The sequence below is a fragment of the Dyella sp. C11 genome, from assembly GCF_003121485.1.
Taxonomy (GTDB): domain Bacteria; phylum Pseudomonadota; class Gammaproteobacteria; order Xanthomonadales; family Rhodanobacteraceae; genus Dyella.
Genome location: NZ_QAVX01000004.1, coordinates 142056 through 167971, shown reverse-complemented (window position 1 = coordinate 167971; position 25916 = coordinate 142056). Strand labels below are relative to the sequence as shown.

At 64.3% G+C, this 25916-nt stretch carries 28 protein-coding genes; 8 read left to right on the top strand and 20 right to left on the bottom strand.

Annotated elements, in window-relative coordinates; all coding sequences use genetic code 11:
* Window positions 1–129 precede the first annotated feature (129 nt).
* The 3 genes from DK366_RS06325 (at window position 130) to DK366_RS06315 (ending at window position 5682) form a co-directional block, all read left to right on the top strand.
* Complete coding sequence (locus DK366_RS06325; protein ID WP_109124695.1) at window positions 130–3330, top strand: multidrug efflux RND transporter permease subunit; 3201 nt, start codon at window positions 130–132, stop codon at window positions 3328–3330.
* Between the two features lie 202 nt (window positions 3331–3532).
* The gene (locus DK366_RS06320; RefSeq protein ID WP_198651452.1) at window positions 3533–4921 is read left to right on the top strand and encodes a TolC family protein; all 1389 of its coding nucleotides are present in this window, start codon (window positions 3533–3535) and stop codon (window positions 4919–4921) included.
* Window positions 4922–4959: 38 nt separating this feature from the next.
* The gene (locus DK366_RS06315; RefSeq protein WP_109124693.1) at window positions 4960–5682 is read left to right on the top strand and encodes an SDR family oxidoreductase; all 723 of its coding nucleotides are present in this window, start codon (window positions 4960–4962) and stop codon (window positions 5680–5682) included.
* Window positions 5683–5721: 39 nt separating this feature from the next.
* Here the strand turns inward: DK366_RS06315 and DK366_RS06310 are convergent, their stop codons facing one another.
* From DK366_RS06310 to DK366_RS06260, 11 genes are all read right to left on the bottom strand, one after another.
* Complete coding sequence (locus tag DK366_RS06310) at window positions 5722–6816, bottom strand: AI-2E family transporter (protein ID WP_232820941.1); 1095 nt, start codon at window positions 6814–6816, stop codon at window positions 5722–5724.
* A gap of 71 nt (window positions 6817–6887) precedes the next feature.
* Window positions 6888–7178, bottom strand: a complete 291-nt coding sequence (locus DK366_RS06305) for a hypothetical protein (protein ID WP_109124691.1) — start codon at window positions 7176–7178, stop codon at window positions 6888–6890.
* Window positions 7175–7639: a hypothetical protein gene (locus DK366_RS06300; protein WP_109124690.1), complete on the bottom strand. Its 465-nt coding sequence runs from the start codon at window positions 7637–7639 to the stop codon at window positions 7175–7177. The genes DK366_RS06305 and DK366_RS06300 overlap by 4 nt, the downstream gene beginning before the upstream one ends.
* A gap of 21 nt (window positions 7640–7660) precedes the next feature.
* The gene (locus DK366_RS06295; RefSeq protein ID WP_109124689.1) at window positions 7661–8026 is read right to left on the bottom strand and encodes a DUF883 family protein; all 366 of its coding nucleotides are present in this window, start codon (window positions 8024–8026) and stop codon (window positions 7661–7663) included.
* An 86-nt stretch (window positions 8027–8112) separates the two neighbouring features.
* On the bottom strand, window positions 8113–8268 hold the full coding sequence (locus DK366_RS06290; protein ID WP_109124688.1) for a DUF1328 domain-containing protein: 156 nt from the start codon (window positions 8266–8268) through the stop codon (window positions 8113–8115).
* Window positions 8269–8398: 130 nt separating this feature from the next.
* Window positions 8399–9019 (bottom strand): YbhB/YbcL family Raf kinase inhibitor-like protein, encoded by a 621-nt coding sequence (locus DK366_RS06285; protein ID WP_109124747.1) that lies wholly within the window; start codon window positions 9017–9019, stop codon window positions 8399–8401.
* Between the two features lie 52 nt (window positions 9020–9071).
* Window positions 9072–10166 (bottom strand): PQQ-dependent sugar dehydrogenase, encoded by a 1095-nt coding sequence (locus tag DK366_RS06280; RefSeq protein WP_109124687.1) that lies wholly within the window; start codon window positions 10164–10166, stop codon window positions 9072–9074.
* Window positions 10167–10227: 61 nt separating this feature from the next.
* Window positions 10228–10629, bottom strand: a complete 402-nt coding sequence (locus DK366_RS06275; RefSeq protein WP_109124686.1) for a DUF3224 domain-containing protein — start codon at window positions 10627–10629, stop codon at window positions 10228–10230.
* 108 nt (window positions 10630–10737) lie between these two features.
* Window positions 10738–11742, bottom strand: a complete 1005-nt coding sequence (locus tag DK366_RS06270) for an alpha/beta fold hydrolase (RefSeq protein ID WP_109124685.1) — start codon at window positions 11740–11742, stop codon at window positions 10738–10740.
* Complete coding sequence (locus tag DK366_RS06265) at window positions 11739–12515, bottom strand: lysophospholipid acyltransferase family protein (protein ID WP_232820936.1); 777 nt, start codon at window positions 12513–12515, stop codon at window positions 11739–11741. Before DK366_RS06265 ends, DK366_RS06270 begins: the two co-directional genes overlap by 4 nt.
* 93 nt (window positions 12516–12608) lie before the next feature.
* Window positions 12609–13085 (bottom strand): Lrp/AsnC family transcriptional regulator, encoded by a 477-nt coding sequence (locus tag DK366_RS06260; RefSeq protein WP_109124683.1) that lies wholly within the window; start codon window positions 13083–13085, stop codon window positions 12609–12611.
* Window positions 13086–13230: 145 nt separating this feature from the next.
* Here DK366_RS06260 and phhA point away from each other — a divergent pair, with 145 nt between their 5' ends.
* A complete protein-coding gene (phhA, locus tag DK366_RS06255; protein ID WP_109124682.1) occupies window positions 13231–14121 on the top strand; it encodes a phenylalanine 4-monooxygenase in 891 nt (296 codons plus the stop codon).
* A gap of 158 nt (window positions 14122–14279) precedes the next feature.
* Window positions 14280–14897, top strand: coding sequence for an OmpW family outer membrane protein (locus DK366_RS06250; RefSeq protein WP_109124681.1), 618 nt, complete (start codon window positions 14280–14282; stop codon window positions 14895–14897).
* A gap of 70 nt (window positions 14898–14967) precedes the next feature.
* On the opposite strand, the gene DK366_RS06245 is transcribed toward DK366_RS06250, so the two are convergent.
* Together DK366_RS06245 and DK366_RS06240 are read right to left on the bottom strand one after the other, a co-directional pair.
* Window positions 14968–15651: an RES family NAD+ phosphorylase gene (locus DK366_RS06245; protein ID WP_109124680.1), complete on the bottom strand. Its 684-nt coding sequence runs from the start codon at window positions 15649–15651 to the stop codon at window positions 14968–14970.
* Between the two features lie 141 nt (window positions 15652–15792).
* Window positions 15793–16185: an MbcA/ParS/Xre antitoxin family protein gene (locus tag DK366_RS06240; RefSeq protein WP_109124679.1), complete on the bottom strand. Its 393-nt coding sequence runs from the start codon at window positions 16183–16185 to the stop codon at window positions 15793–15795.
* 144 nt (window positions 16186–16329) lie between these two features.
* On the opposite strand from DK366_RS06240, the gene DK366_RS06235 reads away from it, so the two are divergent.
* Complete coding sequence (locus tag DK366_RS06235; protein WP_109124678.1) at window positions 16330–16863, top strand: SRPBCC domain-containing protein; 534 nt, start codon at window positions 16330–16332, stop codon at window positions 16861–16863.
* A gap of 39 nt (window positions 16864–16902) precedes the next feature.
* On the opposite strand, the gene DK366_RS06230 is transcribed toward DK366_RS06235, so the two are convergent.
* From DK366_RS06230 to DK366_RS06200, 7 genes are all read right to left on the bottom strand, one after another.
* The gene (locus DK366_RS06230; RefSeq protein WP_198651451.1) at window positions 16903–18675 is read right to left on the bottom strand and encodes a DUF885 family protein; all 1773 of its coding nucleotides are present in this window, start codon (window positions 18673–18675) and stop codon (window positions 16903–16905) included.
* Window positions 18676–18689: 14 nt separating this feature from the next.
* Window positions 18690–20360, bottom strand: a complete 1671-nt coding sequence (locus DK366_RS06225) for a SulP family inorganic anion transporter (RefSeq protein ID WP_109124676.1) — start codon at window positions 20358–20360, stop codon at window positions 18690–18692.
* Window positions 20361–20538: 178 nt separating this feature from the next.
* Window positions 20539–21246: a YafY family protein gene (locus DK366_RS06220; protein WP_109124675.1), complete on the bottom strand. Its 708-nt coding sequence runs from the start codon at window positions 21244–21246 to the stop codon at window positions 20539–20541.
* Between the two features lie 142 nt (window positions 21247–21388).
* Complete coding sequence (locus tag DK366_RS06215; RefSeq protein ID WP_109124674.1) at window positions 21389–22030, bottom strand: glutathione binding-like protein; 642 nt, start codon at window positions 22028–22030, stop codon at window positions 21389–21391.
* Between the two features lie 33 nt (window positions 22031–22063).
* Window positions 22064–22468 carry a GFA family protein gene (locus DK366_RS06210; protein ID WP_109124673.1) on the bottom strand — a complete coding sequence of 135 codons (405 nt, stop codon included), beginning with the start codon at window positions 22466–22468 and terminating at the stop codon, window positions 22064–22066.
* The gene (locus DK366_RS06205; protein WP_109124672.1) at window positions 22465–22659 is read right to left on the bottom strand and encodes a hypothetical protein; all 195 of its coding nucleotides are present in this window, start codon (window positions 22657–22659) and stop codon (window positions 22465–22467) included. Before DK366_RS06205 ends, DK366_RS06210 begins: the two co-directional genes overlap by 4 nt.
* 13 nt (window positions 22660–22672) lie before the next feature.
* Window positions 22673–23290: a DJ-1/PfpI family protein gene (locus DK366_RS06200; RefSeq protein ID WP_109124671.1), complete on the bottom strand. Its 618-nt coding sequence runs from the start codon at window positions 23288–23290 to the stop codon at window positions 22673–22675.
* A 320-nt stretch (window positions 23291–23610) separates the two neighbouring features.
* On the opposite strand from DK366_RS06200, the gene DK366_RS06195 reads away from it, so the two are divergent.
* Window positions 23611–24624, top strand: a complete 1014-nt coding sequence (locus DK366_RS06195; protein WP_109124670.1) for a class 1 fructose-bisphosphatase — start codon at window positions 23611–23613, stop codon at window positions 24622–24624.
* A 333-nt stretch (window positions 24625–24957) separates the two neighbouring features.
* Window positions 24958–25881: a patatin-like phospholipase family protein gene (locus DK366_RS06190; protein ID WP_109124669.1), complete on the top strand. Its 924-nt coding sequence runs from the start codon at window positions 24958–24960 to the stop codon at window positions 25879–25881.
* Window positions 25882–25916: the final 35 nt, after the last annotated feature.

Below are 25916 nucleotides of genomic sequence, written 5' to 3'. Positions count from 1 at the left end.
AAATGAATGCACGCCCTCTCTCCGTCGAGAGAGGGCCAGGGGCGCTTTGTCTCCGCACATCGCGAACAACGCGCCGAAAGTCCCCGCCCAACGCGGGAATGGTGCCAGCGAGCAACCAGGACGAATGCAATGAAAATCGCACAATTCTTCGTGGACAGGCCAATTCTGGCCGGCGTCCTCTCCGTGCTGATCGTCATCGCGGGCAGCATTGCGCTGTTCAAGCTGCCGATCAGCGAATACCCCGAAGTGGTGCCGCCCACCGTGGTGGTGCGCGCTTCCTATCCCGGCGCCAACCCCAAGGTAATCGCCGAAACCGTCGCCACGCCGCTGGAAGAACAGATCAACGGCGTGGAAGGCATGCTCTACACCTCCTCGCAGTCCACCAGCGACGGCGCGATGACGCTCACTGTCACCTTCGCGCTGGGCACGGACCTGGACAACGCGCAGGTGCAGGTGCAGAACCGCGTGGCGCAGGCGCAACCGCGCCTGCCCGAGGAAGTGCAGCGTCTTGGCGTGACCACGCAGAAGAGCTCGCCCGACCTCACCATGGTGGTGCACCTGATCTCGCCGGATAACCGGTACGACATGCTGTACCTGTCCAACTACGCGCGCCTGCACATCAAGGATCAGCTGGCGCGCCTGGATGGCGTGGGCGACGTGCAGATCTTCGGTGCCGGCGAATACAGCATGCGCGTGTGGCTTGACCCGGAACGTCTGGCGTCGCGCCAGCTGACCACGGGTGACGTGGTGCATGCGATCCAGGAGCAGAACATCACCGTGGCCGCGGGTGCGTTGAATGCGCCGCCGGGGCCGAACAACTCGGCATTCCAGCTCAACATCAACACGCAGGGTCGCCTGATCACTGAAGACGACTTCGCCAACATCATCGTGCGCAAGGATGCCAGCGGTTCGTTCGTGCACCTGCGCGACGTGGCGCGCATCGAGCTCGGTTCCAACAACTACGCGCTGCGCAGCCTGCTCAACAACCAGCCCGCCGTGGCGTTGCCGATCTTCCAGCGCCCCGGTTCCAACGCCATCCAGATCTCCGACGAAGTCCGCGGCCTGATGGCAGACCTGAAGAAGGATTTCCCGCAGGGCGTGGATTATCAGATCGTCTATGACCCGACGATCTTCGTGCGCGGTTCGATTGAAGCCGTGGTGCATACGCTGTTCGAAGCCATCGCGCTGGTCGTGCTGGTGGTGATCCTGTTCCTGCAGACGTGGCGTGCATCGATCATCCCGCTGGTGGCCGTGCCGGTGTCGTTGATCGGTACATTCGCTGTGATGCTGATGGCGGGCTTCTCGCTCAACGCGCTGTCGCTGTTCGGCCTGGTGCTGGCCATCGGCATCGTGGTGGATGACGCCATCGTGGTGGTGGAAAACGTCGAGCGACATATCGAACACGGCTTGTCGCCGAAGGAAGCCACACGCAAGGCCATGAACGAAGTGACCGGGCCCATCGTGGCCACGGCGCTGGTGCTGTGCGCGGTGTTCGTGCCGGCGGCATTCATCAGCGGCCTCACTGGCCAGTTCTACCGCCAGTTCGCGCTGACCATTGCCATCTCCACCGTCATCTCGGCGTTCAACTCGCTCACGCTCAGCCCGGCACTCGCCGCGCTGCTGCTGAAGGATCGCGATGCGCCGAAGGACAAGCTGAGCATCTGGATCGATCGCGGCTTCGGCTGGCTGTTCCGCCCGTTCAACCGGCTGTTCATCAGCGGTGCAAATCGCTACGTGGGCGGCGTGAAGCGCATCCTGCGTTCGGGCTCCATCGCACTGATCATCTACGGCGGCCTGGTGGTGCTTGGTCTGTTCGGCTTTGCCCATGTGCCGTCGGGTTTCGTACCGCCGCAGGACAAGCAGTACCTGGTGTCGTTTGCGCAGCTGCCCGACGCGGCCTCGCTGGATCGTTCGGAAGACGTGATCCGTCGCATGAGCGACATCGCGCTCAAGCAGCCGGGCGTGGAAAGCGCGGTGGCGTTCCCGGGTCTGTCGATCAACGGTTTCACCAACAGCACCAACTCCGGCATCGTGTTCGTGACGTTGAAGCCGTTCGAGGAACGTCGTGATCCGTCGCTGTCGGCAGGTGCCATCACGGCGGCCCTGCAACAGAAGTACATGGGCATCCAGGATGCGTACATCGCCATCTTCCCGCCGCCGCCGGTGAACGGCCTCGGCACGATTGGCGGCTTCCGCCTGCAAGTGGAAGACCGTTCGGATGCCGGCTTCGAGGAGTTGTACAAGCAGACGCAGAACCTGATCCAGGCGAGCACCAAGGTGCCATCGCTCGCGGGCCTGTTCTCCAGCTACCAGGTGAGCGTGCCGCAGATCGACGCAGACGTGGATCGCGAGAAGGCGAAGGCTGAAGGCGTGGACCTGGCCGACGTGTACCAGACCATGCAGGCGTATCTCGGCTCGCTCTACGTCAACGACTTCAACCGCTTTGGTCGCACGTATCAGGTGAATGTGTCCGCGGAGCCGAGCTTCCGTCACGAAGCCACCGACATCCTGCAATTGAAGACGCGCAGCACCACGGGTGAAATGATTCCGCTGGGATCGTTCCTCACCGTGAAGCAGACCGTGGGTCCGGATCGCGTGCAGCACTACAACGGTTATCCGACAGCCGAGATCAACGGTGGACCGGCACCGGGCTTCAGCAGCGGCCAGGCACAGGCGGCGATTGAAAAGCTGGCCAAGGACAACCTGCCCAACGGCATGACATTCGAGTGGACCGAGCTGACGTACCAGCAGATCCTGGCCGGCAACACCGCGGTGCTCGTGTTCCCCTTGTGCGTGCTGCTGGTGTTCCTGGTGCTGGCGTCGCTGTACGAAAGCCTGCTGCTACCGCTCGCGGTGATCCTGATCGTGCCGATGGTGTTGCTGTCTGCCATCTCGGGCGTGTGGATGACCGGTGGCGACAACAACATCTTCACCCAGATCGGCCTGATCGTTCTGGTGGGCCTGGCGTGCAAGAACGCGATCCTGATCGTGGAGTTCGCCCGCGAAGCGCAGATCATCGAAGGCATGGACCGCGTGCAGGCCGTGCTGGAAGCCGCCCGCCTGCGACTGCGTCCGATCCTGATGACGTCGTTCGCTTTCATCATGGGCGTGGTGCCGCTGGTGACCTCGCATGGCGCAGGTGCAGAGATGCGTCACGCGATGGGCGTAGCGGTGTTTGCCGGCATGCTGGGCGTCACCTTCTTCGGCCTGATCTTTACCCCGCTGTTCTACGTGCTGGTGCGCGGCTGGGGCGAACGCATGAGCGAACGCCGCCGCGCCCGCAAGGCTGCGCGCCTTGCGCAAGCCAGCAAGCTCATCGAGGAGCATTGATATGTCTTTCTTCAAGAACCTCAAAGCCACACTTCTCCCTCTCCCCACCGGGGAGAGGGCCGGGGTGAGGGGCCAATCTGGCGACACTCTCGCAACCGGCGCGGGCCTGATGGACGTCTCCAACATCGACGCCTGCGAAACGTGCCGCCCCGTCTCGCGACGCGCTTCAGCCAAGAAAGTCACCGCGATCGCCGCCGCCATCATGCTCTCCGGTTGCGTCAGCGTCGGCCCCGACTACCACGCGCCCCAGGAAACACCGGTCGCGGTCCAGGGCGTCAACGCGCAGGAGAACACACAGAACTTCCAGGCGCAGTGGTGGAAGCAGTTCAACGACCCGACGCTGGACGCGTTGATCCAGCGCGCTGCGTCCAACAGCCCGGATCTGAAGATTGCCTACGCACGACTGCGTGAATCGCGTGCGTTGTTGGGTGTGGCTAAGTCGGCACAAATTCCGGACATTGAAACCGGCGCCAATTACACGCGCAGCAAGGAACAGCAACCCGGCTTCACCGATCAGCGCGTGACCACCACCAGCTATCAGGCGGGTTTCGACGCAAGTTGGGAGATCGACCTGTTCGGTGGCGTGCGTCGCTCGGTGGAAGCCGCGCGTGCGGATGCCGGCGCCAGCCAGGCGGCGCTGCAGGACGCGCAGGTGACGCTGTTCGCCGAGATCGCGCGCTATTACTTCGACCTGCGTGGCGTGCAGTTGCGCATCGACGTGGCCAACCGCGACATCGAGAATCAGCGCGAGACGCTGCGCTTGATCCACGCCCGAGCCGACATTGGCACCGTGTCGGAACAGGATCTGGCCAGCGCCACGGCGCGACTGAATTTTGTCGAGGCGCAGCTGCCCACGTTGCAGACGCTGGCGCAGAACGACACGTCGCGACTCGCCGTGCTGGTCGGTGAGCGCCCCGGTGAACTGGATGTCGACCTGTCGCCGAAGGGCTTCAAGCCCATCGATGTCGCACTGGACATCGGCAATGCTGGCGACGTGCTGCAACGCCGTCCGGATGTACGCATCGCCGAACGCGAACTTGCTGCTGCCAACGCCCGCATCGGCGTGGCGAAGGCCGACTACTACCCGCATATCCAGCTCGGTGGTTTCCTCGGTTTTCTTGCCGGTCGCAGCAACGACTTCGGCGGCGCACAGTCGCGTGCGTGGTCCATCGCGCCAAGCATCACCTGGTCCGGGCTCAACGTGCAGCGCGTGCGTTCCAACGTGAAGGCCAGCGAAGCGCGAGCCGATGCCGCACTCGCCGGTTATCAGCGAGCCGTGCTTCAGGCTGTGGAAGACGTGGACAACGCCATCGTCGGCTACAACCTGCAACGCGATCGCGTGCTCAAGCTGGAACAGCAGGTGACCAACAGCCGCCACGCGACCGACCTGGCGCGCATCCGCTACAACGAAGGCGCGGCCGACTTCCTGCAGTTGCTGGATGCCGAACGCACGCAGCTGGAAGCGGAAGACGCGCTGGCCGATGCGCAGGCATCGATCAACCTGCGCGCGGTGTCGGTGTACAAGGCACTGGGCGGTGGCTGGCAGGCGTGTGCCACCGAGCGTTGCGACCAGCTGGCCGCCACGCCATGAGCGCGGTGGCGTTTCCGGGGAGGCCATCGCGACGCCGCATGCTCGCGCCCGAACCGGAACCGTCACAACGCGTAGCGCTGGTGAGCGGCGGGAATCGCGGACTGGGTCTTGAGGTCTCGCGACAGCTCGCCGCCACCGGCGTCACCGTGTTGCTCGGTGCACGCCGTCCACTCGCGGGCGAAAAGGCGGCACGCCAGTTGCGACGCGACGGTGGCAACGTGGTGTCCGTGCCGCTCGATGTCACATCGGCGGAAAGCGTGCGCGAACTCGCCGCGCGTATCTCCGGTGAATACGGTCGGCTCGATATCCTGGTGAACAACGCCGGTGCATATTTCGACATCGACGACCAGGCCTCGTCGGTGGATCTCGATGTGGTCCGGCAGGCGCTGGAAACCAACCTGATCGGCGCGTGGCAACTCACCGAGGCCATGCTTCCGCTGATGCAGCGCCACGGTTATGGGCGCATCGTGAATGTGTCCAGCGGCTGTGGTGCCGTCGAAAGCGAAGGCGCGAGTTGCCCGGCCTATCGCGTGTCCAAGGCCGCGCTCAACAGCCATACGCGCATGCTCGCGGCGGAACTCGCCGGCAGCGGCATCCTGGTCAACGCGGTATGTCCCGGCTGGGTCGCCACCGACATGGGCGGTCACGGCGGACGACCTGTACCTGATGGTGCAGCAGGCATCGTATGGGCGGCGATGTTGCCGTCGCGTCCGGCGATCAACGGCGGCTTTTTCCGCGACAGGCAACGGATCGACTGGTAGCGCCGTGCTACGGAAACAGTCTCGCCGCGAATCGCGCGACTAGCGCTGCACCATGCGCGCAAACCAGCGCCAGCCGCGCACACGCTCGGTCACCAGTTTTGCGCTGGTGAGCATGGGCACGGCGAGCAGGGCGCCGGGAATGCCCCACAACCAACCCCAGATCAATAGCCACAGCAGGATGGCGATGGGGCTCAGGCGCATGCGGTGGCCCTGGATCAACGGCGTGACCAGGTTGCCTTCGAACGCCGTGATGCCCGCAAAGGTGAGCGCTGGCAACAGCGCCTCGCCCGCCTGGTTGAAATTGAGCAGGCCCACGATGGCAAGCACCGCCGTGGTGCTGATGGCGCCCACGTAGGGAATGAAGTTGGCGAGCATGGCCACGGTGCCCCACAGCAGCGGATCGGGCATGTGGTAAAGCCACAGCATGCCTGCCGTTACCGCGCCCAGGCCGAAGTTGATCAAGGTGGCGGTGAGGATGTATCGCGACACCTCGTATTGAATGCCGCGCACCACGTGCACCGCGTGCCGCTTGTAACCGAAGCTGGGTGAGGCCTCCACCAGCCGCCGCAACAGCAGGTCGCCATACACCAGGAAGAAGAACACCAGCAGGATGACCGTGAGCACGCCGGCCAGCACCTTCGGCGTGGTGGCGAGCACGTCCCACACCGTGAAAGACAACGGCGGCGGCTGCACGGAACCCTGCACGCGCGATGTGCCTGTCAGGCCCTGCGTGGCGCGGTTGGCGGCTTCCAGCGGCTGGATCACGTTGCGCAGCTTGGGAACGAAATTGCGGATGGCCGTCGGCGCCTGGTGCACCCACTCGGCCGCTGGCTGCGCGAGCATGCCGATGCCCGCGCCGATGGACGCGATCAGGCCAATCATCAACACGCTGGCACTCAACCAGCGCGGAATACCCAGGTGCCTGCAGCGTGCCACGAGGGGATTCAGCGCAAGGCCAATGAACGATGCGAGCACCAGCGGTATCAGCAGTTGCTTGGTGAGCGTGACCGTGTACAGCAACGCCAGCGCGAGGAACACGTTGAGCACGAGTCGGATGCCGCGCAGGTGCCGGCGCGCACTCTGCGTACGTTGCACCCGAAGCAGGTGCGGCGGCGGTTCGCGGCTGGGCACCATCGCTTCGACGGGCGCTTCGGTAAGCGCCGCGTCACCTCCGGCAACGGGCGGTGGGGACGAGATCGGCGTGTTCATGTGAAGTCGCTGGTGTCCTGCGTGAACTCGGCCACCAGGCGCATGGCCTGCCCCACGACTTCGGCAGCGGTGCCACTGAGCAGCGCGCCGAGCCCGGGCACGCGCAGCGGGTGCACGTTGAGCTGGCCCAGCACGAAGCCTGCGCCCGTCGCGATACCTACGGTGGTCAGTGGATAACGCTGTCCACGCGCCAGCAGTGCCTGTGCGGGCACGGCCAGTTCCTCGCGGGCAGCCTGCGCACGCGCCTGTGCCTCGCGTACCGCATGCAACTGCTGGATGAGGCTCATGGCACGTCCTCCGGGCGGGATCCACCCTGCGGGTCGGGACGACGCAGGGCCTCGCGCATCATCGCATTCCACTCGCCGCGCGTCGCGGGCAAGGTCATCCAGTGCATGCAGCGACGGAACAGCACCATCGCGCCGGCCAGGAACAACAGCTCGACCAGCGCCAGCGCGGCCAGCGCCCAGGCCCATGAGCCCAGCCACTGCGCCAGCAGCCAGCCCATCAGGCCGAGCAGGGTCAGCCCCATTCCCACCGCGGCCACGGTGGCCACCAGGCCCGCGATCAGCAGCCAGTGGACCGCGCTGCGCGCCAGCCCCAGTTCGGCCGCCAACAGCTTGAGTTGTGCCCCGAACAGCTTCTGGAAAGCACGACCGAGTCGGCCGATATCGTCCAGCAGGCCCGGCGGCGCAGGGAGTGGCGTCTCGTCGGGCGAGGCGGGCGCGTCATCGCGTCCGGTCTGGTCCATCCGCTGTCCTCGATGTGGCTATCAGCGGCGAAGTATGCGGCCCAGCAGCCAACCAGCGCCAAGGGCGATGGCGACGGACTGCACGGGTTTCTCACGTACGTAGTCGCGGGCGACTTCCAGCCATTCGTCGGCGCGGTCCACGGCTTCGTCATAAGCCTCGCGACCACGCTGGCGATATTCGTCGGCCTTCTCCGTGGCGCGCGTGGCAGTGTCGGCCGCCTTGTCGGTGGCGCGATGCAGGCCGTCCTCGACCTTGTCGGCCGCCTTGTCGACGGCTTCCTTGGTGTGCGCCACGGCAGCGCTGGTCGCCTGCTTGACGCGCTCGGCGCGTTCCTCGATGCGCTCGGCAGCCGTGCTTTCCTCGTGCGCCTGGACTTGCTTGTTCATGACGTTCTCCGTTGAAGCGGACATTCACTCTACCCAATCGTGTCGGCGGAAACGCATCGGGGCGTTACACCCCGATGCGCCATCGTCTAACTCGCGCGTCGGAAGAACGCGATGATCGCGAGGATCAGGAAGACAATGAACAGGATCTTCGCAATGCTTGCTGCCGTGCCCGCAATGCCGGTGAAACCGAACAAGGCAGCAATGATGGCGATGACCAGAAAGACCAGGGCGTAGTGGAGCATGGGTGCGATCCTCTTGGCGGGCATGACATCGTCCCTCGGCCATTCACCCACAGCCCATGCCTTGCGGGTGTGAAAATCGCAGGAACCCCCGGCTGCCTTTGGTCCCCGTTCACGCTTGCGACGAGGATGTTTACGTCGCAGCCGGATTGATGGTGTAGCTGCCCATGATCTCCGCCTCGGCCAATACATGGCCGTCCATCGCCGCGCGCAGTTCGTCCACGGTGAAACCATCGGCGAGGCGCAGGCTTTCCACGTCCAGCGCAAACAGGCGGAAGTGGTAGTGGTGGATGATCGAATCGTTCCAGGGCGGGCACGGGCCGTCATAACCGAGGTATTCGCCGCGCATGTCGGCATCGCCGGCGAACCAGCCGGTGTAGTCGTTCTTGCCCTGCACGCTGCCCGGCGGCCCGTAGGGCGCACGCTTGCCGTGCGGCACGATGCCATCGCTGCACGCGCCTTCGGCCAGTTCGCCGCATTCCACCGGAATGTTCGCCATCAGCCAGTGCACGAATTCCACACGCGGCAGGTCAGCAGGCACGGTGCGGCCTTCCTTGTTGACGTCGTCCGGCTTGCTCGGCACGTCGAAGTCCAGCGCCATCAGCGCGAACGAACGCGTCGCATGCGGCGCGTCTTTCCATGCCAGGTGCGGGCTCAGGTTGTCCGACAACGCAATGGGTTCGCCGCGCTTCGCGAAGGCAAGGCGGGTCGGCATCGGCTGGCCGTGTTCGAAACTTTCGCTGCGCAGTTGCAAGGTCATTCTCCCAATCAGAGGCAAAGTCGGTGAGCGTCGCTCCAGCGGCGCATCAGGGTTTTCGATAAGTAACGCGATAGACCGCGCCGGCCAGGTCGTCGCTCACGAGCAGGCTGCCATCGGGCAGCGGCTGCACGTCGGCGGGCCGGCCCCAGGCCTTTTCGTCCTTCTGGAATCCATCCAGCAACGGCTCGTACGAAGTGACCTTGTCGCCACTCAGGTGCACGGTCATCACGCGATAACCGGATTTCTTGGTGCGGTTCCATGAGCCGTGTTCGGCGATGATGATCGCGCCCTTGTAACTGGCCGGAAACTGCGTGCCTTCGTAGAAGCGCATGCCGAGCGCCGCCACGTGCGGTCCCAGTTTGTAGACCGGCGCCGTGTAGTCCTTGCAGTTCCTGCCCTGGCCGAATTCAGGGTCGAGCGTGTCGCCCTGGTGGCAGTACGGGTAGCCGAAGTGCTCGCCCACATGCGAGAGGCGATTGAGTTCGTCATTGGGCATGTCGTCGCCCATCAAATCGCGGCCGTTGTCGGTGAACCACAGCTGCCTGGTGGCCGGCTGCCAGTCAAAACCCACGGTGTTGCGAATGCCGTAGGCGACATCTTCCAGGCCGCTGCCGTCGGCATTCATGCGGGTGAGCTTGGCGTAGTCCTTGCCCTTGTCGCAGATGTTGCACGGTGCGCCGATGGGCACGTACAGCTTGCCGTCCGGACCGAAGGCGATGAACTTCCAGCCGTGATGCGTCTCGGTGGGAAACTTGTCGTAGACCACGTCCGGCTTTGGCGGATTGTCGAGATGGTTCTCGATATCGCGCAGCACCAGGATCTTGCTTACGGCGGAAATGTAGAGATCGCCGTTCTTGAACGCGACGCCCACCGGCAACTGCAAGCCACTGGCGATCACGCGCACCTTGTCGGCGCGGCCCGCGTTGCCGCTGTCGGTGAGCGCATAAACCTTGCCCGCGCTGTTGGAACCGACGAACACCGTACCTTTCGCGCCCAGGGCGATTTCCCGCGCATTCGGCACCTGATCCGAATACAGCGCGACATGGAAACCTTCCGGCAGGGTGAGCTTGTCCAGCTGCGGCGCGGCGGCAGCCACGCTGGCGGCGAACAGTGCGAGCAGCACCGCAATCAGCCTGCGCATGAACGACGCTCCAGGAAGGTGGTTTGAAAGCGTAGCGCCAGCGCTGCCTGCAGGGGAAGCCTCAGGGTTCATCGGGCAACGTGTAATCCAGCACATAGCTGTGTGCGCCATGCTCGACAAGGATCGAGAAGCTGCCGGCGATGCCTGCCAGCGCATCCGTGCCCGAATCGGGAACGATGGTGACCGACAGCTGCGGGTTGCCGCGGTTCATCGTGCCGGTGTGCTGCAGCGCAAAGCTGCCCTGGCGACCGTGCACACGGGCGGTGACGCGTTCCATCGCCACGTACCCGGCGGAACCGTCGACGGGCGTGCCGACGGCAAGCATCTGGCCTTTGCCGTGGCCCTGCATGTCGCCCTTGAACTGCTTGTCGATGGCCATGCGGCCCACGGTGGGATCGCCCACGCCGTCCTGCGGCGGTTGGGGCGACATCTTCACTTCGAACGTGCCGGTAGCGCGTGCCATGTCCGTCTCCTTCCGCATTGAAGGGCGATGCTGACGCGGATGTTGCAATGTCGTTGTGACAACCAGCGCATGCTCCGCGCCGGCTGCCAGCGTGTCAACGCCGAAAGATCACGCCGCCGCCACCGCATTGAAGCGCGCGGCGATGTAGTCGTCGGTGAAGCTGGTCATGTCCCAGCCGCGGATGAAGCCGCAGTGGCCACCGTAGGCGGAGATATCCAGCTCGACGTTGGCGGGCAGGTCCAGTTTTTCAAAGGCGGTGACGGGAATGACGGGATCGTCGCGCGCCGTGAGGATGGTGCACGGCACGTGCATGTTTTCCAGCGCACGACCGGCCACGGAATAGCCGTCCAGATACGCTTCGAGTGAACCGAAATCCGTGTGGCGGGACACCAGCGACGCGGTAAGACCACGCAGGTTCTGCTTCAGCTCGGCCAGCTCGAAATACTGCACATGCGGAAACGCGGCCTGCTTGGCCTGAAGCGAACGACGCCACTTGTGCATGAAGTACGCCTGGTAGAACCACGGCGCCGATGCTTCCAGCGAGAACAGGCCCTCGCCTGGATCAATGATGGGACACACCGCCAGCGCATAGCTCAGCGACAGCCCTGCCGCGGGCGCGCTCATGGCCGCGCGCAACGCGAAGTTGCCGCCGAGCGAAAAGCCTGCCAGCACCATGGGGCGCGAGGGAAAACGCTGCGAAATGTCACCCAGCGCGTGCACCACTTCGTCGATGCGGCACGAATGGAACAGCGCCTCGTTGAGGTGATGGCTGTCGCCGTGATCGCGGAAGTTCAGGCGGAAAACGTCCCAGCCATCGGCCAGCAGGCGACTGCCGGTCTGCAGGACATAGGTGGAATCGACGCTGCCTTCCCAGCCGTGGAACAGCACGGCCAGGCCGCGCGACTGCGCGTGTGTTTTCTGCGCGGTGTACGCGCCGGTGAGCCGCACGCCGTTGCCGCCATCCACCATCATGGGCTGCGAGCCCTGCAGCACGGTCTGCGCGGCCTTGGGCAGCAACAGGCGCCGCACGCCGCTGGAAGACAGCATGGTCTGGATATGGCCGCTGCGTAGCGGCCTTGGCGGCAGAAAATCCTTTCCCCTGGGTAGCGTCATGCGCGGTTTTCGCTACCCGGCTTGTCTTCCAGTGCCTGCGCAATGCGCTCGCGCGAGGTTTCCGCCATGCGGCGGCGCGCGTCCGGTGTGTTCGGCACGGGTTCGAGGAAATGTACTTCCGCGTCCAGCGGCGCTTCGCCGAGCAGGCGCAGGAAGTTCTGCATGAAGTTCTCGTGTTCGCGGAAGCCGGCATCGATCACGCGGCGACCGTCGCGCGCAAAGCGCAGCGCCACCGGTTGCACGGGGACTTCGGCATCCAGCGCCGCCTGGAAAATGCGCGCATGGAACACGCGCAGCACGCCGTTGTGGCCGGTGCCGCCTTCCGGGAATACCGCCACGGAACGACCGGCGCGCAAGCGATCCACCATCACCTGCATCACTGCCGCCAGCGAGTGGTTGTTGCCGCGACGGTGGAAGATGGTGCCGCCGGCCGAGGCCAGCCAGCCCACCAGCGGCCAGCTGGCGATTTCCGCCTTGGCCACGAAACAGGCCGCACGCTGGCTGTGCAGCAGCTCGATGTCGATCCAGGAGGTGTGGTTGGCGACAAACAGCACCGGATCGGCCAGCGGCTGGCCGACGCGCACCGAGCGCAGGCCAAAGATGCGAAGCAGCGCGGTGGACCACCAGCGGATGGTGCGATGCGCAAACGGCTCGCGGCCGTTTTTCATCACCACATCGCGCCGCCAGGTAAGTACCAGCGAGCAGAGCAGGATGCCCAGCACCACGTGCAGAAGCAGCAACGGCACGCGCCAGAGGTAGCGCAGCGGTCGCATCAGGTCTCGGCGAGCAGGGGCGGTAAGGGAATGGCTGTTCATCAGTCCAGTTAGTTTAGCGTTAGTCGGCGCCTGCGTCCCTGCGCCGCAGCATCAACGTTCCAGTTGTGCCAACGGCAACGCCGAGGCCCGCTTCACCGTGCGCAGCACGAAGCTGGAATTCACGTCGGCCACGCCCGAGGCGTTCAGCAGGCGATCCAGCAGGAAGCGCGAAAAATCCTGCAAATCAGCCACATAGACATGGAGAAGGTAGTCCATGTCGCCGGTCAGCGCATAACAAGAAACCACTTCTGGCCATTCGTTGACCAGTTCGGAGAACCGCTCGACCACGGCGGCCTCGTGCTTGGCCAGCTGCACGCGCACGAACGCCTGCAGGCCCAGGCCGACAGCCTGCGGGTCCACCTGGGCGGTGTAGCCGGTAAGCACGCCGTCGCCTTCCAGCTTCTGGAGGCGGCGCAGGCACGCCGACGGGGACAGGCTCACCTTGTCGGCCAGCTCGGCATTGGTGATGCGTCCATCCGACTGCAGGACGGCCAGTATCCGTAAATCGGTGCGGTCCAGAGTGGTCATCGCAATAAATCTCCCTGACGACTTCGGGTGAAGCACGATTGTTGCGCAATCGAACTGAATCAATGCAATAAAACAAAGATCGTGCGCGGGAATCGCCTTATGCTGGGTCGTCCAAGCAACGCCGGCCTTTGGCCAGGAGCACGCCATGAACTCCACTCCCCGCCGCGTCGAACACCAGCAGACCGACCGAGGCTATGTCCCGGTGTATGCCACCGGTGTCGTGGAGCAACCGTGGGACAGCTATTCGGCCACCGACCACGAGGTGTGGGACACGCTGTACAAGCGTCAGCGCGACCTGCTGCCCGGCCGCGCCTGCCAGGAGTTCATGGATGGCGTGGAGCGTTTTGGCCTGGGTGATGGCGGCATTCCCAAGTTTTCCGAGCTCAACAAGGTGCTCGGCGCCGCCACCGGCTGGGAAGTGGTGGCGGTGGAAGGCCTGCTGCCGGACGAGGTGTTCTTCGACCACCTGGCCAACCGCCGCTTCCCGGTGAGCTGGTGGATCCGCAAGCCGGAACAGCTCGACTACATCAGCGAGCCCGACCTGTTCCACGACTTGTTCGGCCATGTGCCGCTGCTGCTGAATCCCGTGTTTGCCGACTACATGCAGGCCTACGGCAAGGGCGGCATGAAGGCGTTCGCCATCGGCCCCGAGGCGCTGATGAACCTGACGCGCTTGTACTGGTACACGGTGGAATTCGGCCTGATCAACACGAAGGACGGCATGCGCATCTACGGCGCGGGCATCGTCAGCTCGAAGGGCGAGTCGATCTACTCGCTGGATTCGGCGTCGCCCAACCGCATCGGCTTCGGGCTGGAACGCGTGATGAGCGCGCGCTACCGCATCGACACGTTCCAGCAGACGTACTTCGTCATCGACAGCTTCGAGCAGCTGTTCGACGCCACGCGTCCGGACTTCACGCCGATCTATGCCAGCCTGCGCGAACAACCGGCGCACGCTGCCGGCGATGTGCTGGAGAGCGACCGCGTGTTCACGCGCGGCAATCGCGAAGGCTGGGCGACCAACGCCGACACCTGATCGACGCATTGCATCGACCTAAAAAAGCCCGCCACGTGCGGGTTTTTTTTGTGCCTGCGTCCGAATGCCCCAAGAACACCTGATCTGGATCAAGAGCGCACAACGACTTCCTAACGACCATGACGTTGTCCCCAACGAAAACACGATGGATCAACGTCATGAAAGTCCTGCTTCCCCTCGTCATCGCCGCCGCTTGTGGCATCGCCGCCGCGCCTGCCGCTCACGCCGATGCCAGCGACGCATGGGTGCTGCGCGTGGGTGGTGCGGTCGTCGCGCCGAAAGACAACAACGGCAACCTCGCCGGTGCGCGCGCCGATATCAGCAGCAGCACGCGTCCCACCATCGACCTGGAATACATGTTCACGTCGAACTGGGGCGTGGATGTGCTCGGCGCATGGCCGTTCCAGCACGACGTGAGCCTCAAGGGCCTCGGCACCGTCGCACGCACCAGGCAGCTGCCGCCCACCGTGGGCGTGAACTATCACTTCATGCCGAATGCTGCGTGGTCGCCCTTCATTGGCGTGGGCGTGAACTACACCAACTTCTTCGACACGCACGCCACCGGCGCGCTCCATGGCGACAGCGTGAGCATCGCCAACAGCTGGGGTGGCGCCGTGCGCGTGGGCTTCGACTTGAAGATCACCGAGCAGTGGTTCACCACGGTGGACGTGCGCTGGGCCAACATCGAGAGCGACGTGAAGGTGAACGGTGACAAGGTCGGCAAGGCCAAGATCGACCCGGTCGTGTTCGGCGCCAGCATCGGCTACCGCTTCTAGAACGGGAGACCAGGCGGCAGGGAAGCTGCGGGGCCCTTCGCGAGAAGGGCCCTTTTTCGTGCGGGCGTGGCTAGCCGCGCTTCCACTCGTCCACGGTAAGCACCTGCGCAATGCGCTTGCCATCCCAGCGGTACATCAGGTGTTGTGCCTGCACGCACGGTGCAACGCGATCGGGATAGAACACCGCCACGCACTCGCCACCGGCGTGCCGCACGCTGTCGTACACCAGGCCGTCGGAACCTTCGTTGCGCAGCTTGCGCGCCAGGGCGACGCCGGCCGCGTAGTTGTCCGGATCGTGTTCGGACGTCCATCCACCACGCAGATCGTGAAGCTTGGCCTGGATGCTGGTGCGGTAGCAGCGCATCTCGATATCGCACGCCGGCTCGGACGTGGCAGCAAGGAACAGTTCGCGGTGAAACACCGTTTCCTCGACGGCGGTCGCCACACTGTGCGCCGCGTAGAACACGCCCCATGTGCCATCGGAAAAGCGGCTGCCTTCTGGATTGAGATGGGTGAATGCGGCCATCACCGGCGTGGTGCCGGGACCACTGATGCGCCGCTCTGGCGGCACCAGATGCAAGTCGCCGATTTCTGTGCGCAGGCGTGGATTGGTCATCGCCTCGATCGCGTACAGCGCTTCAAGATCGCCAGGCGCAGCGATGCGATCGAACACGCCGATCGGCGGAAACCGGCTGGGCACGATGCGATACGCGTGGTTCCAGCGAATGCGTTTGAGCGGTGGAATGTCGGCCATGACGTGGATCTCTCACGCGTGTCGCCAGAAGGAGAGAGTATGGCGAAGTGGCGTATCGCGGGTTGCGACGTGGGGCGCAGGAGTGCGCCGCGTGACGGCAGTCGCGCACCGGGTGCGCTCCCACAACAGCCCATGCCTTGCTCAGCCGCGTTGGGCGTCGAGGTATTGTCGAACCACATAAAGATCGGCGACGTTGCCCGACAGCATGCGTTCCAGCGCCGAACGACCACCGAACAACGAAGCCTGGTTGGCGCGATGCACCCAGCCATCGGCCTGGTCCGGATCGGGAAAGAGGATCTGCAGATCCTTGAAGATGCCCAGCAGGTAACTGATGCGCTCCAGCGTGTCGCGCCCCAGGGTGCCGCTCTGCAGGCGTTTCCACTTGTAGAAGGTGGATTCCGGCGGGTCGCCCAGCAGGCGGCGCTGGTCGGCGATGCGCAGGTTCCAGCGCTCGGCGATGTTGAAGAAGGCGCGCAAGGCAGGACCGCCGAGGTCGGCTGCGGGATGGCTTTCAGGCTGGAGATGAGCCGCCATGGTTCGACTCTCCCTGTGAAGTTGATGACAACTTTACTCCACTGGTGCATTTTTGGCCAATAGCCCGGTCATCTGCCGTTCGGCCAGTACAGCGCCCTGCCCGACGGCCGCATACTCGGCCGCGCCTGTTCGGGAGGACACGCCATGCGTAGCCACGCCGTTGCCGCCGCCATCCTGCTGTCGCTGTGCGCTTTCGAGGCACAGGCCGAGGTGAAGGACGCCTCCGCCGACCACTTCCTGATCCAGGACAGCCGTACCATCCATGCGCCGCCCGACAAGCTCTACGCCGCGATTACCGACGTCGCCCACTGGTGGAACAGCGAGCACACCTACTCCGGCGACGCCTCGCACCTGAGCCTGAAAGCCGATGCCGGCGGCTGCTTCTGCGAACGCTGGGACAACCAGAGCGTGGAGCACATGCGCGTGATCTGGGTGTCGCCACCGAAAGCCTTGCGACTGAAAGGTGCGCTCGGCCCGCTGCAATCGATGGCGGTGGATGGCGTGATGACGTTCGCGCTGAAACCCACCGCCGATGGCACCACGCTGCAGTTCGAATACCGCGTCAACGGCTCAAGCCACAGCAACCTCGACAAGATCGCGCCGATGGCGAACGAGATGCTGATGGACCAGTTGCAGCGGTTGCAGCACTACGTGGAGTCCGGCAAGCCGGCGCCATGAAGAACGATCCCGGCCTTGGCCGGGATCGTTGTGTTGCCCTTACTTGCTGGACGCCTTGTCCTTCGCACAATCACACCCGAAATCCGGCTCCGGACCACCTTCGGCAATGAAGCGCTCGATGCGCTTCTCCAGTACCGGCAGCGGCACGGAGCCGATCTGCAGCACGGTGTCGTGGAAGTGGCGGATGTCGAACTTCGGGCCCAGGGCCTGCTCGGCCTTCTGGCGCAGTTCCAGGATTTTCAGGTAACCCAGTTCATACGACAGCGCCTGGCCGGGCCAGCTGATGTAGCGGTCCACTTCGTTGGCGATTTCCCGATCGGACAGCGCGGTGTTCTGCGTCATGAAGTCGATTGCCTGCTGGCGCGTCCAGCCCAGGTGATGGATGCCGGTATCGACCACGAGTCGGCATGCACGCCACATCTGGTAGGTCAGGTAGCCGAAGCGGTCGTAGGGCGTCTTGTAGATGCCCATTTCGTTGCCGAGGTATTCCGAGTACAGGCCCCAGCCTTCGCCGTAGGCGGAGATGTAGCCTTCACGGCGGAACTCCGGCTGGCCATGCTGTTCGCCGGCAAGCGCCAGCTGCAGGGAATGGCCGGGTGCGGATTCATGCAGCGTGAGCGCGGGCATGTTGTACAGCGGACGCGACGGCAAATCGTACGTGTTCACCAGGTACGTGCCTGCACCGCCGCGACCGGAGGTGTAATACGGCGCAATGTCAGCCGGCACCGGCACGATGGCGAAACGCTGGCGCGGCAGGCGGCCGAATTCCTTGCCGAGTTGCGCATCCACCTGCTTGGCCACCCACGCGGTGCGCATCAGCAGTTCGTCCGGCGTCTTGGCGTAGAACTGCGGATCGGTGCGCAGGAAATGCAGGAAGTCGGCGAAGCTTCCCTTGAAGCCCGTCTCCTGCATGGTCTTCACCATCTCGGCGTGGATCTTCGCCACCTGCTCCAGGCCAATCTTGTGGATGGTGTCCGGATCGAGATCGAGCGTGGTGTATTCGATGATCTGCTGGCGATAGAACGCCTTGCCGTCCGGCATGGCTTCGGCGGCCAGCGTGGTGCGCGCCTTGGGCACGTATTCGTTGTGGAAGAAGGTCAGCAGATTTGCGTATGCCGGAATCACCTTACTGCTGATGGCCTGCTTCGCCTGCTGCTGCAGCTTCGCAGCATCCGACGCGGGCACGGTGGACGGCATCTTCTCGAACGGCTTGTAGAAGCTGCTCTGGGTCGGGTCTTTCAGCTCGGACACCGAGGTGATGGAGGCATCGCGACCGTTCAACACTTCCTTGGGCACGGTGAAACCACGCGCCAGGCCGTCGCGCATGTTGTCGATCTGCTGCTTGAAGTACGCCGGCACTTCGTTGAGGCGATCGATGTAGCGCTGGTAATCCTGCGTGGTGCGCAGCTTGTCGCCATCGAGCACATAGCCCAGTTCGCTCCAGAACGCGGAGTCGCTGTTGAAGGGCATCTGCCACTGCTTGAACTGCTGCGAGGCGAGCAGCGCCTGGATCTGCGCGCGATACACCGCATAGTTGATCTGTTCTTCCGGCGACAGCTGCTTGACGTCGATGCCGTCGAGGTCGTTGGACACCTTCTGCCAGTAGTCCTGACGCTTCTGCTGGTTGGCCGCGTCCACGTTGTCCAGGCGCGAACCGTTCGGCTGTGCCTCGCCCGAGGTGGAGATGCCCGACTGGCCGTTGCGCCATGCCCATTCCTGCTCGTAGATCTGCTTGAAGCGGGCGTCGGCGGCGGTGTCTGCCCAGGCCGGCGCGGCCAGGGCAAGCGTGGTGGCTGCGGCCAGCCAGGTCATGCGTAGAGCGTTCTTCACTTCGGGTTTCCCTTGTTCAACGGTGTCGTGGGCGGCGATGCCGACACGGCATCCTCCACGCTCCAGTCTTCCAGCGCCTGTGGCGGAAGCTGGGGTAGCGCCATGCGCGACAAGGCGTCGCGCGCGTCGTCCTTCAATCGTGCCACGCGCAGCTCGATGCCACGAGCCTCAAGCCACGTGACGAAATCGGCGATGGATTCGAGCGAGGTGCCATCCAGGTCGGGGCTTTCCTCCAGGCTCAGCACCACGCGGCGCAGGCCCTGGCTGGCTTCCACCTGCTGACGTGCCTGCGCCAGCATGGCTTCGGCGTTGACGAAAAACAGCGGCTCTTCAGGGCGGACAATCAGCATGCCGGCCACGGGCAACGCGGTGGGATGCTGCTGGATGTCCACGAAATCGTGGCCTTCGGCCAGGCGTCCCAGCACGCTCAATCGCGGCGTGGCCAGCTGGCGCAGCAACATCACCAGGCTGAAGGCGATGGCGCACAGCAGGCCGTTGAGGATACCCAGCGACAGCACGGCCACCACGGCGGCCAGCAGGATCAACCGGTCGCGATGCCATTGCAGGTAGGGCGCAAACACCGACAATCGCAAGGACTTGCTTACCGCATGAATCACGATGGCGGCCAGCACGGGTTGGGGAATGCGTTCGATCCAGCGCAAGGCGAGCAGCACCAGCACGAGCACGCACGCCGCGCCGATAAGCCCGGCGAGTCGCGATTGCGCACCGGCCGCCTCGTTCGCTGACGTGCCCGAATAGCCCGCGCCCACCGGCATGCCGTGCAGTGCGCCGGAGACGACGTTGGCAACGCCAAGCACCAGCAGGTCGCGGTTGGGATTCACCGCGTCGCCATGCTTCAGTGCGAAGCCGCGAATGGAGCTGTACGACTCCGCGTAAAGAATCAGCAGCAGGGCAGCGGCCAGTTCCACGCTCGGCAACCATTGGCCGCTGCGTGGCCACGTAGGCCAGCCCAAATCGACCGCCAGGCGGATGGCACCGGTCAACGCCACGTCGTGCGCCGACAGCCAGCCGGACGCCGCCACGCCCACCGCAATGGCCACCAGGCTGCCCGGCAAGCGTCGAACACGCTCGCAGGCGAACAGCAAGACCAAAGCGACAACGCCTGCACCCAAGGCTGCCAGGTTCACCTGCGGCAGCACTTTCGCCAGCTGGGCGAGCAACGCCGGCATGAAGTCCCCATGCACATCGGCCACACCCATCAGATGCGGCAGCTGCTTCACCGCAATCACACAGGCCAACCCAAACGTGTAGCCGCGCAGCACCGGCCGCGCGATCAGATGGGAAAGCCCGCCCAACCGCGCCGCGCCCGCGATGAGGAAGCACACGCCGCCAAGCAGCACCAGCGTGGTAGCCATGGCAACGCGAGAGACATTGTCCGCCCCGGCCAGCGCCAGCGTTCCCGCCGCCAGCACCGCAGCCGATGATGATGTGGCGGAGACGATGGCGTAGCGGCTGTGGCCCATCAATCCGTAGGTGGCCAGGCCCACGAACAGCGCAATGACGCCCGCCTGCGGCGGCAGGTTGGCAATGCCCGAGTAGGCGACGGCTTCGGGAATGAGCAGGCCGGCGATGGAGAGCCCGGCGATCAGGTCGAGGTGCCAGGAAGGTGGCGCCTTGGCGACGACGGTGGGGTTGGTCGTGGACATGGGCGCCTCCGGCCGGGTGCGGTTGGAGGGTAGCGGATTGTGGGGTGGGGTGTGGGCTGTGTTGATTCTTGACCGGTTTTGTTTTGTCTTGGTTCTGCGATCAACGTTGAGGCGAGCACCCCCCCCTCACCCCAACCCTCTCCCCGGAGGGGAGAGGGAGCACGGGGACGGCGGGTGTTTAGCCTTCCATTCCCTCGTAGTACCCGCGCATGGCTTGCAGGTAGGCATCCAGATCCTTGCCTTCTGCTTCGCCAAATCGCTCACCCGTGATGGTGCACGTGGAGATGCGGTCGGGGCGGAAATTCCGGAAGCCCACACGCAGGCGACACCATGTACCCAGCGTCCATGCACCGCCCCAGAAGGCCAGGCACAGCGGTTCCACTTCGCGCGTGCTGGTGCGGCCGGCTTCGTCGCTGTAATCGAGCCGGAGCACCTGGTTGTCGGTGATCGCCGCATTCAAGCGATCGATCAGCGCGGCGAAATCGCTCTTGGTCTGGTCACGCCAGATGGGTGCGTAGATGCGCGTACGCGTGGCGCGTTCGCGCAAATCCGGCGGCAACACGGCTTCGATCTTGAGCAGCGCGGCCTGTGCGCTCTCTGCCAGTTTCTGCCCGGCGAAGGCACGCACGAAACGCGTGCCTACCACCAGCGATTCGAGTTCGTCGGCGGTGAACATCAGCGGCGGGATGTCCGAGCCCTTGCGCAACAGGTAGCCCACGCCGGCTTCGCCTTCGATGGGTACACCGGAGAGCTGCAGGTCGGCCACATCGCGGTAGACCGTGCGCAACGATACGCCAAGCGTGCCCGCCAGCTGACGCGCCTGCAGCGCGGTGCGGCGACCGCGCAGGGCGTGAATAATGAGGAAGAGTCGGTCAGCGCGACGCATTCGTGAATGATGGCGGAGCAATGCGTTCGTAACCACCGCCGGTAGTCACGGAATGAACGTGACAGGGAAGTGAGAGCGCTATCTTCCGCCACCATCGCGATGGCGTATCGACCAGGGCTGTACGACAACGACATGAGCTGTCTCAGGCGGCCTGTTCTTCCGCCTGCTCCGCGGCCAACTCGGCATCCAGCGACATGGCATGCCGCATCGCCGGCCTGTTCATCACGCGGTCGACATAGGCGCAGATCACCGGCAATTCCGGCACCAGCTTGAACATCGTCATCCAGTTCAGCGCACATCCCCATAACACGTCGACGGCGGTGAAGCGCTCACCCAACATGTACGGTCCGCGTTCAAGCTGCGCTACCAGGGTGTTGAACATGGTGTCCCAATCGCCATACGGACAGGTGGATGGTGGCGCCGGTTCGCGTTTCAGCGCGCGATCCACCGCGGCGGGTTCGAAGCACGAGCCGTAGAACACCATCCAGCGCAGATACGGCCCACGCAACGGATCGTCGATGCGTGGTGCAAGTCCTTTGTCCGCATACAGGTCGGCGAGATAGAGATAGACGGCCGGTTGCTCGGTGATCAGTTCACCGCGATGCCAGATGGCCGGCACCTTGCCCATGGGATTCACCGTGGTGTACGGGAACTGATGCTGCTCGTTCTTGCGCAGGTTGAGCACTTGCAGGTCATAACCCACACCCAGTTCTTCCAGCAGCGCGCGGGCACCACCGGAGCGACTGTTGGGTGCGTGATAGAAGGTCACGTTGGGCACGCTCATGGCGCAATCCTCGTGGAAGGTGAGATGGAAACATCAGAGATAGCTGGTGACGGCAGGCGCATTCCGCCAGTTGTTGTCGCGCCCATCGGAATAGCGAATCGGAGCGGCGGCCCACTCCTCGTCGCTGACGTCATCCAGGCAGGCCACGTTGACCGATACGAATTCACCGCCGATCTGTTCGACATAGCCACGATGGAACGAATGCGTGCCGCAGTGACGGCAGAACAGGTTGTTGGTGCTGTCGGTGCCGAAGCGGTATTCGACCAGCGCGTCTTCGCCACTCACGACACGAAACGTTTTCAGGTCCGCCATGGCTCCCCAGAAACGCAGCTTGCGGCAGATGGAGCAATTGCATCGCCCGGTGCCGGCGGCGAGATCCACATCCGCTTCGTAGCGGACGGTGCCGCAATGGCAACTTCCCTGATGCGTGCGCTTCATGCACGTACTCCTCGCCATGTTCGCGGTGATGCCGGCATGCGCGCGGCGCTGATTTCCTTGCTGACTTTTTCCTTCGTTCCCTGCGCGGGTTTCGGTTCGCTGACGGGCAAGCGGTATTGGCCATCCATCAACAGGCCGCGCAGGTACAACGGCCGGTAGGCCATCAGGATCTTTCCAAGCGAAACTGCCATGACGTTCTCCTAGTCATGCCGCAACAGCGGCGGTGGCTTCACCTGCGCACCACGGCGGCGGCAGGGCGTGCTTGAACAAGCGATACCAGTGCTCGCGATCGCTCGGGCTGTAGAGATCGAGCGCGCGAATCACCTCGCGGGCGAATTCCACGCTGCCGAGCTGGCTGGCAGTGATGACGCCGTCGTCGCTCACCGCGAGGGCGGTGGCGGCAAAGAACTCGCTACCCGTGTAGGCGGGAACATGCGCACCGAGGTGACCCGGCCAGCTGCCGGTGTGTCGACGCGCATCCAGCATGCCCGCCTGGGCCAGCACCAGCACGCCACTGTCGACGGCCGCTACCGATGTACCCGCCGCATGCATGCGGCGCACGGCTTCCACGGCTTCGTCGTCATGGCCGTGTTCCCACAGATAGCCACCCGGCACGATCAGCATCGCCGCGCGCTTGGTATCCATCTCCTCCAGCGTCAGCTCCGGCACCACGCGCAGACCGGCCATGGAAAGCACCGGCTGCATGGAGAAGCCCACCGTCTTCAACTGCCACTCGCCCGGACGGCGGATCTCGCAGAGCGCATGCGCCGCATGCCAGTCCGCGAAGCCATCGAACGCCAGGAAATACACCGTGTCGCGCATGAGAGTCCCTCCTTTTGACGGGACCCAGTTTGCGTACCCCCTGCTGCCAGCGTGTTGTCAGCAGGACGCTGCGAAGTCCATGTGGGAGCGCACCCTGTGCGCGACAGGCGCCCCATGGCGCAGATCGACAACCGGCTGTCGCGATATCGGCGAGGCGCTGTCGCGCACAGGGTGCGCTCCCACAGGGGTAGACCGGGCCAGCTGGTGGCTCACCAGAAAAGGTTTACAGAACACACACATGAACCCACTGGTCAGCTTTTGAGCTGACAAGTATCGGTTTTGTCCCGGACAATACGCGGACCTTTTTCCGCGGGTTTGCCATGAAGTCCATCTCGCTCATCCAGTTCCTCATCGAGGAACGCCGTGCCGGCCGCATCAACGCCGAGCTTTCCCTCCTGATCGAAGTCGTGGCGCGCGCCTGCAAGCGCATTGCCGTGGCCACCAACAAGGGCGCCATCGGCGGCGTGCTTGGCGAGGCCGGCACCGGCAACATCCAGGGCGAGGCACAGAAGAAGCTGGACGTGATCTCCAACGAGATCCTGCTGGAAGCCAACGCCTGGGGCGGCCAGCTGGCGGCCTGCGCGTCGGAGGAAATGGAAGATCCGCAGCCCATTCCGGACATGTACCCGAAGGGTCACCACCTGCTGCTGTTCGATCCCCTGGATGGCAGCTCCAACATCGACGTGAACATTTCCGTTGGCACCATCTTCTCGGTGCTGCGCTGCCCGGACGGCATCACGGAACCGAAGGCCGAGCACTTCCTGCAGGCAGGTACCACGCAGCTGGCCGCCGGTTACGTGGTGTACGGCCCGGCCACCGTGTTCGTACTCACGTTCGGCCACGGCACGCACGAATTCACGCTGGATCGTGAAGTGGGCAGCTTCATCCTCAGCCGTCGCGACATCCGCATTCCGGAAGAGACCGCTGAGTTCGCCATCAACATGTCCAACCAGCGCCACTGGGAAGCGCCCATGCAGCGCTACATCGGGGAGCTGCTCGCGGGCACGGACGGCCCGCGCGGCAAGGACTTCAACATGCGCTGGGTCGCCTCGATGGTGGCCGACGTGCATCGCATCATCACGCGCGGCGGCGTGTTCTTCTATCCGCTGGACGCCAAGATCAAGTCCAAGGGCGGCAAGCTGCGCCTGATGTACGAAGCCAACCCGATGGCCTTCATCGTGGAACAGGCGGGCGGTGCGGCCACCACCGGTCGTGAGCGCATCATGGATCTTCAGCCGACCGGGCTGCACCAGCGCGTGCCGGTGTTCCTTGGCTCGAAGAAGGAAGTGGAAGTGGCGACGCACTACCACGTCACGGCCGACGCGGCGGGTTGAATCTCGCCGCTGTTCCCACAGCCGTCATACCGGCGCAGGCCGGGAGCCAGGGTCTGTCGTCGTCGGTTGCCGCGATATCGTTCGCTGGATTGTCTTGTCGCGACAATCCAGACCTATCGATACTGGATGACCGGCACGTCAGCCGTTGAAAGCGCCTCCGGCCTTCGCCGGGATGACACGCTGGTGATGCCTTACCGCAGCTGACCGGCGCCCAACGGGCGCCGCGTCCCGCCATCATGACGCCCCTTGGCGGTCTTACACTCGCCCGCCAGTCACCGGCCTGTTGATGGATCAGCGAGCCGGCCATTCCCTCTTCTCGCCTGCGCCATCGACATGACGTCCATCCGCCGCTTTCGCCCTGTCCTGCCCCTGCTCGCCAGCCTGGTGCTGTGCGCCTGCTTCGGCACCAAGCCCACGCCGCCGCCTGCGCCCATCGCGCCACCGCCGGTGGTGAAGCTGCGCATTGGGCTGGCGCTCGGTGGCGGTGCCGCCAAGGGCTTTGCGCATATCGGCGTGATCAAGATGCTGGAAGCCAACGGCATTCGCCCGGACGTAGTGTCCGGCACCAGTGCCGGCAGCGTGGTCGGTGCGCTTTATGCCAGCGGCATGGATGCGTTCCAGCTGCAGGAAACGGCCATTTCGCTGGATCAGTCGAGCATCCGCGACGTGCGCCTGTTCTCCGGCGGCGTGGTGCAGGGCCAGAAGCTGCAGGACTACGTGAACCAGATGGTGAAGAACCGTCCGCTGGACAAGCTCGACAAGCCCTTCGCCGCCGTGTCGACGCAGTTGGAAACCGGACAGCGCACGGTGTTCGTGCGAGGCAACACCGGGCAGGCGGTGCGCGCCTCCAGCAGCATCCCCGGCGTGTTCGAGCCGGTGGACATCAACGGCAAGCATTACGTGGACGGCGGCGTGGTGAGCCCGGTGCCAGTGGATGCTGCGCGCCAGCTCGGCGCGGATGTGGGGATCGCTGTGGATATCTCCAGCAAGGCCAGCGGCAGCAATCCACAGGGCATGCTCAACATCGTCAACCAGTCCATCAGCATCATGGGCCAGAAGCTCGGTGAGCAGGAGCTGGCACGCGCGGACATCGTGATCCGCCCCAAGGTGAACCAGATCGGCGCGACGGATTTCGAGCAGAAGGATCAGGCCATCATGGAAGGCGAGCGCGCCACGCTGGCCGCCATGCCAGCCATCCGGGCGAAGATTGCGGCCATCCAGGAAGCGCGCCAGCAGCAGGCTGCGGCTACCCACTGAGGTACCCCATCGTCTCGTGTAGGAGCGCACTTGTG

What these genes read in the sequence shown, in the direction of transcription:
- DK366_RS06325 (WP_109124695.1), top strand. Translation starts at nt 130, where the DNA reads ATGAAAATCGCACAATTCTTCGTGGACAGGCCAATTCTGGCCGGCGTC.
- DK366_RS06320 (WP_198651452.1), top strand. Translation starts at nt 3,533, where the DNA reads ATGCTCTCCGGTTGCGTCAGCGTCGGCCCCGACTACCACGCGCCCCAG.
- DK366_RS06315 (WP_109124693.1), top strand. Translation starts at nt 4,960, where the DNA reads ATGCTCGCGCCCGAACCGGAACCGTCACAACGCGTAGCGCTGGTGAGC.
- DK366_RS06310 (WP_232820941.1), bottom strand. Translation starts at nt 6,816, where the DNA reads ATGGTGCCCAGCCGCGAACCGCCGCCGCACCTGCTTCGGGTGCAACGT.
- DK366_RS06305 (WP_109124691.1), bottom strand. Translation starts at nt 7,178, where the DNA reads ATGAGCCTCATCCAGCAGTTGCATGCGGTACGCGAGGCACAGGCGCGT.
- DK366_RS06300 (WP_109124690.1), bottom strand. Translation starts at nt 7,639, where the DNA reads ATGGACCAGACCGGACGCGATGACGCGCCCGCCTCGCCCGACGAGACG.
- DK366_RS06295 (WP_109124689.1), bottom strand. Translation starts at nt 8,026, where the DNA reads ATGAACAAGCAAGTCCAGGCGCACGAGGAAAGCACGGCTGCCGAGCGC.
- DK366_RS06290 (WP_109124688.1), bottom strand. Translation starts at nt 8,268, where the DNA reads ATGCTCCACTACGCCCTGGTCTTTCTGGTCATCGCCATCATTGCTGCC.
- DK366_RS06280 (WP_109124687.1), bottom strand. Translation starts at nt 10,166, where the DNA reads ATGCGCAGGCTGATTGCGGTGCTGCTCGCACTGTTCGCCGCCAGCGTG.
- DK366_RS06275 (WP_109124686.1), bottom strand. Translation starts at nt 10,629, where the DNA reads ATGGCACGCGCTACCGGCACGTTCGAAGTGAAGATGTCGCCCCAACCG.
- DK366_RS06270 (WP_109124685.1), bottom strand. Translation starts at nt 11,742, where the DNA reads ATGACGCTACCCAGGGGAAAGGATTTTCTGCCGCCAAGGCCGCTACGC.
- DK366_RS06265 (WP_232820936.1), bottom strand. Translation starts at nt 12,515, where the DNA reads ATGCGACCGCTGCGCTACCTCTGGCGCGTGCCGTTGCTGCTTCTGCAC.
- DK366_RS06260 (WP_109124683.1), bottom strand. Translation starts at nt 13,085, where the DNA reads ATGACCACTCTGGACCGCACCGATTTACGGATACTGGCCGTCCTGCAG.
- phhA (WP_109124682.1), top strand. Translation starts at nt 13,231, where the DNA reads ATGAACTCCACTCCCCGCCGCGTCGAACACCAGCAGACCGACCGAGGC.
- DK366_RS06250 (WP_109124681.1), top strand. Translation starts at nt 14,280, where the DNA reads ATGAAAGTCCTGCTTCCCCTCGTCATCGCCGCCGCTTGTGGCATCGCC.
- DK366_RS06245 (WP_109124680.1), bottom strand. Translation starts at nt 15,651, where the DNA reads ATGGCCGACATTCCACCGCTCAAACGCATTCGCTGGAACCACGCGTAT.
- DK366_RS06240 (WP_109124679.1), bottom strand. Translation starts at nt 16,185, where the DNA reads ATGGCGGCTCATCTCCAGCCTGAAAGCCATCCCGCAGCCGACCTCGGC.
- DK366_RS06235 (WP_109124678.1), top strand. Translation starts at nt 16,330, where the DNA reads ATGCGTAGCCACGCCGTTGCCGCCGCCATCCTGCTGTCGCTGTGCGCT.
- DK366_RS06230 (WP_198651451.1), bottom strand. Translation starts at nt 18,675, where the DNA reads ATGACCTGGCTGGCCGCAGCCACCACGCTTGCCCTGGCCGCGCCGGCC.
- DK366_RS06225 (WP_109124676.1), bottom strand. Translation starts at nt 20,360, where the DNA reads ATGTCCACGACCAACCCCACCGTCGTCGCCAAGGCGCCACCTTCCTGG.
- DK366_RS06220 (WP_109124675.1), bottom strand. Translation starts at nt 21,246, where the DNA reads ATGCGTCGCGCTGACCGACTCTTCCTCATTATTCACGCCCTGCGCGGT.
- DK366_RS06215 (WP_109124674.1), bottom strand. Translation starts at nt 22,030, where the DNA reads ATGAGCGTGCCCAACGTGACCTTCTATCACGCACCCAACAGTCGCTCC.
- DK366_RS06210 (WP_109124673.1), bottom strand. Translation starts at nt 22,468, where the DNA reads ATGAAGCGCACGCATCAGGGAAGTTGCCATTGCGGCACCGTCCGCTAC.
- DK366_RS06205 (WP_109124672.1), bottom strand. Translation starts at nt 22,659, where the DNA reads ATGGCAGTTTCGCTTGGAAAGATCCTGATGGCCTACCGGCCGTTGTAC.
- DK366_RS06200 (WP_109124671.1), bottom strand. Translation starts at nt 23,290, where the DNA reads ATGCGCGACACGGTGTATTTCCTGGCGTTCGATGGCTTCGCGGACTGG.
- DK366_RS06195 (WP_109124670.1), top strand. Translation starts at nt 23,611, where the DNA reads ATGAAGTCCATCTCGCTCATCCAGTTCCTCATCGAGGAACGCCGTGCC.
- DK366_RS06190 (WP_109124669.1), top strand. Translation starts at nt 24,958, where the DNA reads ATGACGTCCATCCGCCGCTTTCGCCCTGTCCTGCCCCTGCTCGCCAGC.